Source organism: Novosphingobium resinovorum, assembly GCF_036352595.1.
GTDB lineage: Bacteria > Pseudomonadota > Alphaproteobacteria > Sphingomonadales > Sphingomonadaceae > Novosphingobium > Novosphingobium resinovorum_B.
The window spans coordinates 145,254-157,804 of the sequence record NZ_JAZFAX010000007.1; the positions used below are offsets into that span (position 1 = coordinate 145,254).

Below are 12,551 nucleotides of genomic sequence, written 5' to 3' on the forward strand. Positions count from 1 at the left end.
CTACTCAGACCCCCATCCGCATGATGTCCTGGTAGGCGGACAGCAGCTTGTTGCGGACCTGAAGCGTGGCCTCGAAGGCGACGCCCGCCTCCTGCCGCGCCAGCATGACCTTGGCGACGTCGGTGACTTCGCCCTTTTCGTAGGCGGTGGAGAGCGCCTCGGACTTTTGTTGCACGGCGCTGACGCCGTTCAGCGCGCTCTGCAGCGAGGACGCGAACCCGCCCGCCGGGGCCTCGGTGGCCGAGGGCTGATTGGCCGCCTGCGCGGTGTGGATTTCGCGCAGCAGGTCGTTGCGCGAGATAATCTGCTGGCGCAGCGCGAGGATCTGCTGGATGCCGCCGCCTGCACCGATACTCGGAAGGCTGTTCATCGGCCGCCTCCGAAGGCCCGGTGGCCGATCTCGATGCCCGCCTCACGCATCGAGGCGAGGCGGTAGCGCAAGGTGCGCTCCGAAATGCCGAGTTCGCGGGCCGCGCGCAGGCGGTTGCCGCCGCAGGCGTCGAGCACTTCGACGATGTGGCGCGCCTCGGAATGCTGCACGATGCTGGAGAGCTTGCGGGTGCCTTCGTCCACGTCCGGCACCATGCCCGCACCGCCATGGGCCACCGCCAGCCCGCCGATCGCGAGATGGCTGACCAGCCGCGCCGGGCTGTCGAAGACGATGTGCTCGGGCGCGATCGTCGCGCTGCCGTGGGCGAGGAGCAGGGCGCGGCGCACCACGTTCTCCAGCTCGCGCACGTTGCCCGGCCACGAGTGCAGCTTGAGCATCGCCAGCGCGCCCTCGGTGAAGCACGGCGTCGCACCCTGCGAGTGGCGCAGCGCCAGCGCGAAGGCGAGGGGGGCGACGTCGTCCGCACGCTCGCGCAAGGGGCGCAGCGTCAGCGGGAAGACGTTGAGGCGGTAGTAGAGGTCCGCGCGGAAGCGGCCTTCGGCGACTTCGGCGGGCAGGTCGCGGTTGGCGCAGGCGATGATGCGCACGTCCACCTTGATGGCCTTGGTCGAGCCGATCGGCACCACTTCCTGCTCCTGCAGCGCGCGCAGCAGCTTGGCCTGCAGTTGCAGCGGCAGTTCGGCGATCTCGTCGAGCAGCAGGGTGCCGCCGTCGGCCGCGCGCATGAAGCCCTCGCTGGCGGACGTCGCGCCGGTGAAGGCGCCCTTCTGGTGGCCGAACAGCATGGCCTCCAGCATCGTCTCGGGCATCGCGGCGCAGTTGACCGCGATGAACGGGCCATCCTTGCGGTTCGAGCGGGTGTGGATGAAGCGGCTGAGCACTTCCTTGCCGGTGCCGGTCGGGCCGTTGATGAGCACGGGGATGTCGCTGACCGCCAGCCGCTCGGCCAGCGCGAAGACCGAAAGGCTTTCGGGGTCGGCGGCGATCGGGTCTTCCGGCCCGGCCATCGCGGCCAGGATCATCGCCAGCGAGCGTTCGCTGACGGGGTCGGTGTACGTGACGCAGGTGTGCGACGATCCCTCGCGCACGATCCCCGGATTGGCCCCGCGCGAAAGGCTGACGCGGCGGGCGCGGGGCTTGCCCGGCGCGGTATCGGCCGCATCGCGAAAATCGATTGCAGCGGCGTCGAAAAGAGAGGCGGCGATCGCGCCCGCGCGCTGCATCAGCGGCCCGTGCAGGCGAGCCATGTCATGATTGCTCGGCAGTCCGGTCATGTCGCGCTCCTTCGGGAATTAACCGTGTTCCGAAGGCGGTTATGCGGGGGGGACGGCAAAAAGAGCGGTAATTTAAGGGGGAGGAGATGTGCTTAAAGGACAGTCCCTTAGTTGCCTGAAACCCGCTGATATCGGGGATTCCGGCTACTCCAGAGCAAGCCGGTCCAGCCTGCAGGCCATGCGATCGGTAATAATTCTTTACGCGCGGGCGGCCCGGCCTGCACGCGGCGAATCGGCAGAGACCGATTCCTGCTCACCTCCCTTTCGTCATTGCGAGCGCAGCGAAGCAATCCAGGGCGGCGCAAAACTGCCCAGGGTTGCTTCGCTGCGCTCGCAATGACGATGTGCGAGGCAGCAAACGATTGCCCAACCCCGCCCTTAAACTTCCCCGCCCCCTGCCGGTCTAGGGGCTGGCGGCGCTGGAAACCTACCCGCCGGGACCAACGGGACACTTCACGGGAACACGCACAATGTCAGTCATCAACACCAACATCAGCGCGATCCGCGCCTCGAACGCATCGAATTCGGCCACCAAGGCGCTGGGTACGGCGATGGAGCGCCTGTCGACCGGCAAGCGCATCAACTCGGCCAAGGACGATGCGGCGGGCCTTGCCATCTCGACCTCGATGACCTCGCAGATCCGCGGCATGAGCCAGGGCATCCGCAATGCCAACGACGGCATCTCGCTGGCCCAGACCGCCGAAGGCACGCTGTCGGAAGTCGGCAACATGCTGCAGCGCGTGCGCGAACTGGCGATCCAGTCGGCCTCGGGCACCTACCAGGCCTCGGACCGCGCGGCGATGCAGCAGGAAGTCGCGGCGCTGACCACGCAGATTTCGGACAGCTTCACCCAGGTCAAGTTCAACGGCAACACGCTGATCTCGACGACTTCGGGCACCGACCTGACCTTCGACATCCAGACCGGTTCGAACGCCGGCCAGAAAGTCACGCTGACCTCCAAGGCGATCGACGGCGCCAACCTGACCGCCACGGCGCTGGACGTGACCGACGCCACCAAGGCCGCCGCGACGCTGACCAGCGTGGACAAGGCGCTGGCCGACGTGAACTCGACCCGCGCCTCGCTGGGTGCCGGCCAGAACCGCCTGGAATCGGCGATCAACAACCTGACCAACACCACCACCAACCTGTCCGACGCCCGCAGCCGCATCGAGGACGCCGACTACTCGGCCGAAACCACCGCGATGGCCAAGGCGCAGATCCTCTCGCAGGCTTCGACCGCGATGCTCGCGCAGGCCAACCAGAGCCAGCAGAACGTCCTCTCGCTGCTGCGCTGAGACTGACGCATAGAGCCTCCGTACCCCCGGAGAGCCCGGAAACCCGGCGGTCGTCCCCATGACCGCCGGGTTTTTTGGTTTTGGCTTTATGTGAGAATGGGCATCCGCCCATTCTGCGGCACCGGCCCATTCCCCCACCCGACCACCCAACGATAGTACCCTATGGGTGGTCGGGTGGGGGAGTGGGCCGGTGCCGCATTGAAAATGCGCTCTTTCGCGCATTTTCAAATGATCTCTCACCCCTCGCTGCGCACCTCCACCGCGTCGAAGCCGCCCCAGCGCCACATTGCCCAGCTTGCCAGCCAGCACACCGCGAACAGGCCGATGATGAGGAAGCCGAGCGTGTTGAACTGCTCCGACAGCGATGCCGCGCCCGACCACACGCCACCTTCGAGGCCGAACTTCTCGGACAACAGCGCCGCCGTCTGGATCGAGCCGATCACCAGCGCCACCGCCGCCGAGATCGCGGTGATGACGATGTTGTAGTAGAGCTTGCGGATCGGCTTGACGAAGGCCCATTCGTAGGCCCCCAGCATCAGCACGCCGTCGGCGGTGTCGAGCAGCGCCATGCCCGCCGCGAACAGCACGGGGAACACCAGAACGGTCCCGATCGAGACGCCGTCCGCCGCATGCGCGCCCGAGAGGCCGAGGATGGCGACTTCGGTGGCGGTGTCGAAGCCCAGCCCGAACAGGAAGCCCAGCGGCGCCATGTGCCAGGCATGGCGCACCAGCCGGAACACGGGACGCAGGATGCGGGCGATCAGCCCGCGCCCGGCGAGCAGCATGTCGAGGTCCTCTTCGGCATAGGTGCCGCCGCGCCGCACGTCGCGGAAGCGCTGCCACACACCGCGCAGGATCGCGAGGTTCATGATGGCGATGGCGAACAGGAACAGCGCCGAGACGATCGTGGCGATGACACCGCCGGACCGCCCGAATGCCTCGAAGTCGTCGAGCGTCCCCGCCGCCAGGGCGATGGTGGTCGCGGCGATCAGGACGATGGCGGAATGGCCCACGGCGAACCACAGGCCGACGGTGACCGGGCGCTGGCCGTCCTGCATCAGCTTGCGGGTGACGTTGTCGATCGCGGCGATGTGATCGGCATCCACCGCGTGGCGCAGGCCCAGGCTCCAGGCGAGCAGGGCGGTGCCCAGCATCACCGGATGGGCGTGGAAGGCGCTGAAGGCCCAGGCCCAGGCGGCGCAGTTGGCCGCCACCAGCGCGGCGAACAGCAGGGTGATCCGGCTGCGAAGAGAAGTACGTGTGGAAGGCATCGGGCAACAAGTCCGCTCGGCGTCGGCGACCTGACGGGGAGCCTCCGCGCTTGGCGCGGCCGGTCCGGATCGTCGGACGGACGCGGCTGGCGCCCGGCGATCCTGCGCCGATGCGGCCCCCGCCGCACATGCGTCGCTCAGACGGATGGACCGTGCCGCGGCCATCCCCTGGACCAAGGCAAGAGCGACCGGACGCAGGCAGGTCTCCTGGCTCGCGGGTCATGGCTCGATGCATGGCCTTCCCGCGGCCTCGCATGTTTCAGCGTCCGGCCCAGTGGCTGCGACGGGGCACCTTTGGCCCGCCGCGCTATGCATCGCGCTATCCGCTTACAGTTGCAGGGACAGCCCCGGATTCGGATGCGGACATCCTCACCGTGTTCCCTTTTAAGCCCCTTGCGGGGGCACCGGCGCGATCTTTCGTCCGTGGCGGATGCCGCGGACGGAGGTGGGGTAACGGGGGCGGGGAGGGTTGGCAAGGGGATCAGCACGCCCACGCCCGTCGCCTCTGCTTTGCGGGAGGGACGGGGTGAGAGGGAGACATGCGCACCTTGGAGTGCGACGACTTTGAATCGCCCCCCCTTCGTCATTGCGAGCGCAGCGAAGCAATCCAGGGCGGCGTAGTACTGCCCTGGATTGCTTCGCTGCGCTCGCAATGACGATTCAAGGTAGAGTCTCGCACTTCAGGGCAGCGCTGTTGATCGACCATCGCCTCAAGACCTGCCCACGGTCCCGGATCAGGTCGGGGATGACGGGGCGGGTCAATCCATCACCGTCACCGAAATCCGCCGGTTCCTCGGATCATGCGGATCGTTCGGGATCAGCAGTTCGCGGTCGGCCACGCCTTCGATGCGGCGGAAGCGGTCTTCGGCGATGCCGTCGCGCATGAGGGCCTGCCGGGTGGCCTCAGCGCGCCCGGCCGAGAGCGACCAGTTGTTGCCGACGATGCCCGGCTTGTACGGCAGTGCATCAGTGTGGCCGCGCACCGTGAGGCCGCCGTGGCCCTCTTCCAGCGCCTGCCCGAGCGCGACCAGCAAATCGTTGGCCTCGGGCGTCAGCACCGTGGTGCCCATGCGGAACATCGAGAAATTGGCGTCGTCCACCAGATCGATGCGGATGCCTTCGGTGGTGTCGACCATGCGGACCTGCCTGGCCAACTGGCGCAGGCGCGCGGTGGAATCGAGCTTCTTCTGGATTTCCTGCCGGGTGGTGCGGCGGGCGCCTTCCTTCGATCCGCCGGTGGTGTCGCGGGGGATGGTGATCGCCTTGTTGCCGCTGCCGCCGGGGTGCGGCAACTTGTCCTGCGCGGTCAGCGAAGTGCCGCCCAGCAGCCCGGTGCCCGAGCCGGTGCCCGACTTGCGGTTCTTGACCAAGGTGGGCGAGAAGTAATCGGCGATGCCCTTGCGCTGCTTCTCGGTGGTGGCGCCGAGGATCCACAGCAGCAGGAAGAACGCCATCATCGCGGTCACGAAGTCCGCATAGGCGACCTTCCACGCGCCGCCATGATGCCCGCCCGCGACGACGGTGACTTTCTTGACGATGATCGGACGGACCGGCTCGTCGGGCTTCTTGGCCACGTCACTTTCCTCGCATCGCGTCGAGCAGTTCGGACAGGCTCGGCCGGAAGGCATGGCCGAGCCCCGAGCGCGCAGATTCCACCACCAGCGGCTGCGGCCAGCCGTGCAGGCTTGCGATGATGACCTGCTTGACCGCGTGGAAGATCTGTTCGTCTGCCTCCAGCACCTGCTTGAGCCGCCCGGCCATCGGCGCGACGATGCCGTAGGCCAGCAGCACGCCCATGAAGGTGCCGACGAGCGCCGAGCCGATCATCTCGCCCAGGATCGAGGGTGGCTTGTCGATCGAGCCCATCGTCTTCACCACGCCCAGCACCGCCGCGACGATGCCCAGCGCCGGCAGCGCGTCGGCAAGGCCCTGCAGCGCGTGCTGCGCCTCGTGCTCTTCGTGGAAGTGGGTCTTGAGGCCGTTGTCGATCACGTCCTCGACCGCGTGGACTTCCAGCGTGCCGGAGGAGACGATGATCAGCGTCAGCGTATCGGCGATGACGTGGACCAGCGCGTCGTTGGCGAGAAGGCGGGGAAACTCCGCGAAAATGGCGGAAGATTTGGGGTCGGAGACGTGGCTTTCCAGCGCCACCGGGCCTTCGGAGCGCAGCATCTTCATCAGGCGGGCGGTGAGGATGATCGCGTCTATGTGGTCCTGCTTGTTGTGCTTGGGCCCCTTGAACACCTTCACCGCGCCGCCGCCGATGCCCTTGAGTTCATGCATCGAGTTGCCCGTCACCACCGCGCCGATGGCGGCGCCGCCGATGATCAGCATCTCGTGCGGGATCGCGTGCATCACCGGCCCCAGCGCGCCGCCGGTGATCGCGAAGCCGCCGAAAACCATCACCAGCAGGATCACGACGCCGATGATTGCAAACATTAGGGACTCCGGGAGCGTGGATAGGGATGGTTGCCGCGCGAGGGGGCTTCGACAAGCTCAGCCTGAGCGGATTTGGAGGTAGTTTTCCTTGCAGTGCTGCGCGTTGCAGGATCAGCGCAGCTGGTCGAACAGCGAGAGGCTGGAGAGCTTGGTGAAGCTGGCCTGGCTGGCTTCCAGCACGGTCAGCGTCTCCTGCAGCCGCGTCATCGTCGTGGCGAGGTCGGCGCCGCCGATGTCGGCCTGCTCGGTCGAGCGTAGTTCGGACAAGTCGGTACGGCGATCGGTGGTCAGCTCGATCCAGTTGAGGCGGCTGCCCACCACGGTCTGCGCGGTGGTCAGGGTATCGAGGCCGGTCTGCAGGTCGGTCAGCGCATCGGTGGCGGCCCCAGTGGCAGCTACGGTTCCGGTGCCCGATTTCAGCGCGTCGGACAGCGCCTGCACGGTCGCCATCACGTCGGTCGCGCTGCCGTTCTTGCCGGTGAAGCTGAGGAATTGCGGCCCGGTCATCGAGCGGGTGACGCTCTGCCCTTCGCCCAGCGGCAGGTCATCGACTTGCGCGGTGCCGACGTATTGCGCCTTGCCGGTGGCGTCGAGCTGGTAGGCGTCGCCGGCAGCCTCGCCGCCGAACAGCGCGTGGCCGTTCGAATCGCGCGCGTTGGACAGCGCGAACATCGAGTTATGAAGCTGGTCCAGTTCCGCCGCGATCGCGCTGCGCTGGTCGCCGGTCAGGGTGGAGGAAGCGGCCTGCGTCGCCAGTTCCTTCGCGCGGATGATCGCGTCGGCCATGTCGGACATCGTGCCGCCGGCCAGCGTCAGGTCGGCATTCGCGCGCTCGGCATTGGCGGTGTCGATCTTCGAGAGCGAATCCATCCGCGCCAGCGCCCGCAGGCGCGAGGCCGCCACCGGGTTGTCGGAGGAACGGTCCAGCTTGTTCCCGCTCGACAATTGCGACTGCAGGGTTTCGGCCTGCGAACTCAGCGATTTGATGTCCGAGCGCGATCGTTCGAAGAAGGCGCCGGTGCTGGTCGTGATGCTGCTCATCGGAAGCCTTATCTGATGCCGAGGATGGAATCGAACAGGTCGGAGGCGACCTGCATGACGCGCGCCGAGGCCTGATAGGCCTGCTGGTAGCGCATGAGATTGACCGCCTCGTCGTCGAGGTTGACGCCCGCCTGGCTCTGCAGCGAGACTTTGGCGCTGCTGGCGATCGTGTCGAGCGCATCGCGCGTGACGGTGCGACCCGCGACGGCGCTGGAGACGGTGAACAGCAGGGTGTCCATCTGCCCCGCCGGATCGGCGCCGTCGAAGGCGGAGCGCATCGCGGTGAGGTTGGCGACGTCGCGGCTGTTCGCGGCGGCGCCTGCGGGCGCGGTGGCGATGGCGCTGCCGCCGCTCGCCACCATTTTCAGGCTGGCGGCGCCGTTCCCTGAGAACAGCGGCTGGCCCGCGTTGCCCTGCAGGTCCACGCCGGAGGCCTGCGCGGTGTTGATGGTGCTGGCGATGCTGGCGGCGATGCCGTCGAGCGCGGTGCGGGCGTTCGACAGTTCCACCAGCGCCTGCGCCTTGCCCGCGATCGCGCCGGAACTCAGCGTCACCGCCTGGCTGTTCACCGTGAAGTTCAGGGTGCCGTTCGCAGCGGTGCTCATCGCCAGCGTATTGGCGCTCGCCCCCGACACCAGCGCCGAGCCGGTGGGGCCGCCGAGCATGACCGAGACGGTCTTGTCGGGATTGATGGTGGTGGTGATGTCCGCCTGCCCGCTCAGCTTCTGGAGCAGGGTGTCGCGCTGGTCGAGCAGGGCGCTCTGGTCGCTCGACGAATCCGTCGAGCGCATCAGGCGCAGGTTGACGCGGGCCAGCTCGCCCGCCGTGGTGTTGATCTGGTCGACGCCGTCCTGTGCCTCGAACTGCAGGCCCTTGGCGGCGGAAGTGAGGCTCTGCGCGGCGGTGTTGAAGGTCTGCGCCAGGGTGCGGCCGTCCTCCGCCACTTGCGCGCGAAGGCTGCCGTCGGTGGGGTCGGAGAGCAGCTGCTTCAGGCTGCCTTCGAAGCTGACGATGGAATCGTACACGCCGGTCTGGTCGAGCGCTGCCTCGACGTTCTCCAGCCCCTGCACTTCGGCGGCGGCGCGCGCGGCGTCGGAGCCGGTGCGGCGTACCTCGGACTGGCGGAAGGTATCGGCATTGCGCACGATCCCGGTGATCCGCGCGCCCGACAGGTTGATCGCGCTCGGCGTGGTGAGGCTGACCCCGTTGGCCACTTCCGACACCGCGACCGACCGGCGCACGTAGCCTTCGGTCGAGGCGTTCGCGATGTTGTTCGACGTCACCTCCAGCGCCGCGCGGGCTACGCGGGCGCCGGATTTGCCGATCGAGAGGAGGTCGGAGGCCATGGGTTCGCCGGGTGTCCGTGTTCGCGCGCCGGGGGCTTCGATGCTTCGACAAGCTCAGCACTCAGCCTGCGCGGGGTTGATGGGGTTGCTTGTCAGAACGGCAGCAGGGCGTCTGGTTAAAGGGCTGGGTGGAGGAAGCGGCCCTCGGCACATCACACGCCCTCGTCATTGCGAGCGCAGCGAAGCAATCCAGGGCGGTTTACGCGGCCCTGGATTGCTTCGCTGCGCTCGCAATGACGAGGTGAGGGGGCGGACGAAAGAAGGGGGCGAGGGTTGGGCGAAAGGGGGACGGCGGCGGGGGATGGGGTGCGAGCGGGTCACTTGGCCTTCGGGTTCGCGTCCGGCGTGGTTTCAGCACCACCTTCCGCTCGTCCTGAGCTTGTCGAAGGACCATCCACGAACCGCGCCATCTGCGCTTCCAGCATTTTCGCCAGACCGATGGTGCCGGTATCCGCCGTGGCGTCCGCGAAGTGTTCGTCCTGCAACTGGCGGAAGGTTTCCATCGCCTGCCCGCCCGAGATGTCGCCCGCGCCGCCATCCCCGCCGAACGAGGTGGCGCGCGCGGCGCTCAGCATCTGGCGCAGGAACACGGCCTCGAACTGCTTGGCGACGGTGTGCAGCTTTTCGCGGTCGGTCTGCTCGGTCTTCACTGTCATGCCCGAAGCGGGGGGGAGGATCGTGCTCATATCACCACCATCTCCGCCTTCAGCGCCCCCGCCTGCTTCAGGGCTTCGAGGATCGCCACGAGGTCGGACGGCGTCACCCCCAGCATGTTGAGCGCATCGACCACCTTGGACAGCGAGGCCCCGCCCCGGAACAGCGCGACCGAGCGGTTCTCCTCCTCCACCGAGACGTTGGAGCGGTTTTCGGTGCGGGTGCTGCCGCCGCTGAACGGGCCGGGCTGCGAGACGCGCTCGTTCTCCTCCACGCGTACGGTAAGCTTGCCGTGGCTGATGGCGGCGGGCGAAAGGCGCACGGCGGAATTGATGACGACGGTGCCGGTGCGGCTGTTGACGATGACGCGCGCGGCGGTTTCGGCCGGGTTCACGTCGATCATCTCGATCGCGGCCATCATGCTGGCGCGGCTGTCGGGATCGGCGGGCATGCGCAGGGCCAGCGTCACGCCGTCCTCGACCGAGGCGATGCCGGGCACGCGGCTGTTGATCGCGTCGCGCACCCGCGCGGCGGTGAGGAAGTCGGCCTCGAACAGGTTCCAGCGCAAGGTGTCGCCCGCATCGAAGCCGGTGGCGACGGCGCGTTCGACGCTGGCCCCTTCGGCGATGCGGCCCACGGTGGGGATGTTGACGGTGACCTTGGAGCCGTCCTTGCCCGAGGCGTCCAGCCCGCCGACCGCCAGGTTGCCTTGCGCCATTGCGTAGATCTGGCCGTCGGCGCCGTAGAGCGGCGACAGGATCAGCGCGCCGCCGCGCAGGGACTTGGCCTTGCCGATGGTGGAGACGGTGACGTCGATGCGCTGGCCGGGCTTGGCGAAGGCGGGCAGGTCGGCGGTTATCATCACGGCGGCGGCGTTCTTGAGGCCGGGGGCCACGCCCGGCGGCAGGGTCAGGCCCATGCGGCCCGAAACGCCCTTCATCGCCTGCGTCAGGTATTCGAGGTTGTCGTCGCCGGTGCCGGGCAGGCCGACGACGACGCCGTAGCCGGTCAGCTGGTTGGTGCGCACGCCCTGGAACTGGCCGAGATCGCGGACGCGCTCGGCGTGGGCGGGGGTGGTGAGCGTGGTGAATGCAGCGAAGAGCAGCGCCAGCAACATCCCCCACTTCGCCCCACCCCACCTCGTCATTGCGAGCGAAGCGAAGCAACCCAGGGCGGAGCCACGCCGCTCTGGATTGCTTCGGCCCTGCGGGCCTCGCAATGACGAGGGGAGGGAAAGCTGCAAGGTCACGTCGGGCCTCATCAGAACGGTGATATCTTGTTGAAGAACCGGCCCAGCCAGCCCTGCTTGCTGGCCTGCTGCAGCGCGCCCTTGCCGGTATATTCGATGCGGGCATCGGCCACGCGGTCGGACGCGATCTGGTTCTCCTGATCGATGTCCGCCAGCCGCACGATGCCGGAGAAGCGCACCCATTCGTCGCCCTGGCTGATGAGCATCTTCTTCTCGCCCCGCACCAGCGCGGTGCCGTTGGAGCGCACTTCGGCGATCGTCACTGACAGCGTGCTGCTGAGCGAGGAGGTCTGCGCCGCGCTGCCTTGTCCGGTGAAGGTGGAGTTGGACCCCGCCTTCAGCGCATCGGCGTCGAGCAGCTTCGAGATCAGCCCCTTGGTCGGCGGGGTGACGCCGAGCGAGCCGGACTTGCCGCTCTTGGAGCTGACCGCCTTGGAGGCGGTGGTGCTCTCGACCAGCAGGATCGTCAGCGGATCGCCCACGCGCGCGGCGCGGGTGCCCTGATAGAGCGCCGCGTAACCGGCCGAGGCGGCGAAGATCGAGCCGTTCGCCGCCACCGGCGCGATGGGCGCGGCGACGGGCAGGGTGGGCTCGAAGCCGGAGGGCTTGGGCTCCTTCTTGGCCAGCGCAGGGGCACTCATCCCCGTCATTGCGAGGAGCGAAGCGACGAAGCAACCCAGGGCGGCGGTGCGCGGACCTCTGGATTGCTTCGCTGCGCTCGCAATGACGAGCGGAGGGGAGATGAGGGAACGCGTCCTTTTCATCACAGCGTCTGGTTGGCGTTGCGCAGCATCTCGTCCACGGCCGAGATCATCTTCGAGTTGATCTCGTAGGCGCGCTGCGTTTCGATCATGTCGACCAGTTCCTCGACGACGTTGACGTTCGAGGCTTCGAGCATGCCCTGACGGATATGCCCGCGCCCCTGCTCGCCCGCCGGGCCGATCTGTGCGGGGCCGCTGCCTGCGGTCTCGAGCATGAAGTTGTCGCTGGCGGCCTGCAGCGCCACCGGGTTGGTGAAGCTGGCGATGGTGATCTGCCCCAGCTGCGTCGGCTCCGACTGCCCCTGCAGCGTCGCCGAGACGGTGCCGTCGTCGGACACCGTGATCGAGGTCGCGCCCTCGGGCACGGTGATGCCGGGCTGCACGGGGTAACCCTGCGAGGTCACCAGCTGGCCCTCGGCGGTGCGGCTGAAGTTGCCCGCGCGGGTATAGCCGAGCTGCCCGCCCGGCATCTGGATCTGGAAGTAGCCATCGCCGTCGAGCGCAAGGTCGAGCGCATTGCCGGTGGTCTGGAGCGAACCCTGCGTCTCCATCCGCGTGGTCGACTGCACGGCGACGCCGGTGCCGAGATTGAGGCCGGTCGCATAGGCGGTCTCGGTCGAGGACTGGGCGCCGGCGACACGGGTGTCCTGGTAGGCCAGCGTCTCGAAATTCGCGCGGTCGCGCTTGAAGGCGGTGGTCGAGACGTTCGCCAGATTGTTGGCGATCACGCGCATGCGCGTGTCCTGTGCCTCTAGACCAGTGCGGGCGACCTGAAGTGCGGAACTGGGCATGGTGTGTATCCTCTATGTCGGCCTGTGTCGGTTCATGTC

General features: G+C 67.7%; 12 protein-coding genes and 1 riboswitch. Of the genes, 1 reads left to right on the forward strand and 11 read right to left on the reverse strand.

Translation table 11 applies throughout. The features are described 5' to 3' along the window. Positions 1-4: 4 nt before the first annotated feature. Together fliE and V2S85_RS09330 are read right to left on the reverse strand one after the other, a co-directional pair. Positions 5-370 (reverse strand): flagellar hook-basal body complex protein FliE, encoded by a 366-nt coding sequence (gene fliE, locus V2S85_RS09325; RefSeq protein ID WP_330702585.1) that lies wholly within the window; start codon positions 368-370, stop codon positions 5-7. Then, on the reverse strand, positions 367-1,665 hold the full coding sequence (locus V2S85_RS09330; protein WP_330702586.1) for a sigma-54 dependent transcriptional regulator: 1,299 nt from the start codon (positions 1,663-1,665) through the stop codon (positions 367-369). The genes fliE and V2S85_RS09330 overlap by 4 nt, the downstream gene beginning before the upstream one ends. 470 nt (positions 1,666-2,135) lie before the next feature. On the opposite strand from V2S85_RS09330, the gene V2S85_RS09335 reads away from it, so the two are divergent. Continuing rightward, on the forward strand, positions 2,136-2,960 hold the full coding sequence (locus V2S85_RS09335) for a flagellin (protein WP_330702587.1): 825 nt from the start codon (positions 2,136-2,138) through the stop codon (positions 2,958-2,960). 236 nt (positions 2,961-3,196) lie between these two features. Here the strand turns inward: V2S85_RS09335 and V2S85_RS09340 are convergent, their stop codons facing one another. The 9 genes from V2S85_RS09340 to flgG form a co-directional block, all read right to left on the reverse strand. After that, positions 3,197-4,231 (reverse strand): HoxN/HupN/NixA family nickel/cobalt transporter, encoded by a 1,035-nt coding sequence (locus V2S85_RS09340; RefSeq protein ID WP_330702588.1) that lies wholly within the window; start codon positions 4,229-4,231, stop codon positions 3,197-3,199. Positions 4,232-4,410: 179 nt separating this feature from the next. Further along, positions 4,411-4,655, reverse strand: a riboswitch (cobalamin riboswitch). Between the two features lie 334 nt (positions 4,656-4,989). Continuing rightward, the gene (locus V2S85_RS09345; RefSeq protein WP_330702589.1) at positions 4,990-5,805 is read right to left on the reverse strand and encodes a flagellar motor protein MotB; all 816 of its coding nucleotides are present in this window, start codon (positions 5,803-5,805) and stop codon (positions 4,990-4,992) included. A 1-nt stretch (position 5,806) separates the two neighbouring features. Beyond that, positions 5,807-6,670 (reverse strand): flagellar motor stator protein MotA, encoded by an 864-nt coding sequence (gene motA / locus V2S85_RS09350; RefSeq protein ID WP_330702590.1) that lies wholly within the window; start codon positions 6,668-6,670, stop codon positions 5,807-5,809. Positions 6,671-6,781: 111 nt separating this feature from the next. Continuing rightward, positions 6,782-7,711, reverse strand: a complete 930-nt coding sequence (locus tag V2S85_RS09355; protein WP_330702591.1) for a flagellar biosynthesis protein FlgL — start codon at positions 7,709-7,711, stop codon at positions 6,782-6,784. 8 nt (positions 7,712-7,719) lie between these two features. Then, positions 7,720-9,057 (reverse strand): flagellar hook-associated protein FlgK, encoded by a 1,338-nt coding sequence (gene flgK, locus V2S85_RS09360; protein ID WP_330702592.1) that lies wholly within the window; start codon positions 9,055-9,057, stop codon positions 7,720-7,722. A 317-nt stretch (positions 9,058-9,374) separates the two neighbouring features. After that, positions 9,375-9,743 carry a rod-binding protein gene (locus V2S85_RS09365; RefSeq protein ID WP_330702593.1) on the reverse strand — a complete coding sequence of 123 codons (369 nt, stop codon included), beginning with the start codon at positions 9,741-9,743 and terminating at the stop codon, positions 9,375-9,377. Beyond that, positions 9,740-10,828, reverse strand: a complete 1,089-nt coding sequence (locus V2S85_RS09370) for a flagellar basal body P-ring protein FlgI (protein ID WP_330702594.1) — start codon at positions 10,826-10,828, stop codon at positions 9,740-9,742. Before V2S85_RS09370 ends, V2S85_RS09365 begins: the two co-directional genes overlap by 4 nt. A 143-nt stretch (positions 10,829-10,971) precedes the next feature. Then, a complete protein-coding gene (locus V2S85_RS09375; protein ID WP_330702595.1) occupies positions 10,972-11,601 on the reverse strand; it encodes a flagellar basal body L-ring protein FlgH in 630 nt (209 codons plus the stop codon). A 122-nt stretch (positions 11,602-11,723) separates the two neighbouring features. Next, a complete protein-coding gene (gene flgG / locus V2S85_RS09380) occupies positions 11,724-12,512 on the reverse strand; it encodes a flagellar basal-body rod protein FlgG (protein WP_330702596.1) in 789 nt (262 codons plus the stop codon). Positions 12,513-12,551 lie beyond the last annotated feature (39 nt).

Excerpts from the sequence above, each read along its gene's own strand:
- fliE (WP_330702585.1), bottom strand. The coding sequence starts at position 370 with ATGAACAGCCTTCCGAGTATCGGTGCAGGCGGCGGCATCCAGCAGATC.
- V2S85_RS09330 (WP_330702586.1), bottom strand. The coding sequence starts at position 1,665 with ATGACCGGACTGCCGAGCAATCATGACATGGCTCGCCTGCACGGGCCG.
- V2S85_RS09335 (WP_330702587.1), top strand. The coding sequence starts at position 2,136 with ATGTCAGTCATCAACACCAACATCAGCGCGATCCGCGCCTCGAACGCA.
- V2S85_RS09340 (WP_330702588.1), bottom strand. The coding sequence starts at position 4,231 with ATGCCTTCCACACGTACTTCTCTTCGCAGCCGGATCACCCTGCTGTTC.
- motA (WP_330702590.1), bottom strand. The coding sequence starts at position 6,670 with ATGTTTGCAATCATCGGCGTCGTGATCCTGCTGGTGATGGTTTTCGGC.
- V2S85_RS09355 (WP_330702591.1), bottom strand. The coding sequence starts at position 7,711 with ATGAGCAGCATCACGACCAGCACCGGCGCCTTCTTCGAACGATCGCGC.
- flgK (WP_330702592.1), bottom strand. The coding sequence starts at position 9,057 with ATGGCCTCCGACCTCCTCTCGATCGGCAAATCCGGCGCCCGCGTAGCC.
- V2S85_RS09365 (WP_330702593.1), bottom strand. The coding sequence starts at position 9,743 with ATGAGCACGATCCTCCCCCCCGCTTCGGGCATGACAGTGAAGACCGAG.
- V2S85_RS09370 (WP_330702594.1), bottom strand. The coding sequence starts at position 10,828 with ATGTTGCTGGCGCTGCTCTTCGCTGCATTCACCACGCTCACCACCCCC.
- V2S85_RS09375 (WP_330702595.1), bottom strand. The coding sequence starts at position 11,601 with ATGAGTGCCCCTGCGCTGGCCAAGAAGGAGCCCAAGCCCTCCGGCTTC.
- flgG (WP_330702596.1), bottom strand. The coding sequence starts at position 12,512 with ATGCCCAGTTCCGCACTTCAGGTCGCCCGCACTGGTCTAGAGGCACAG.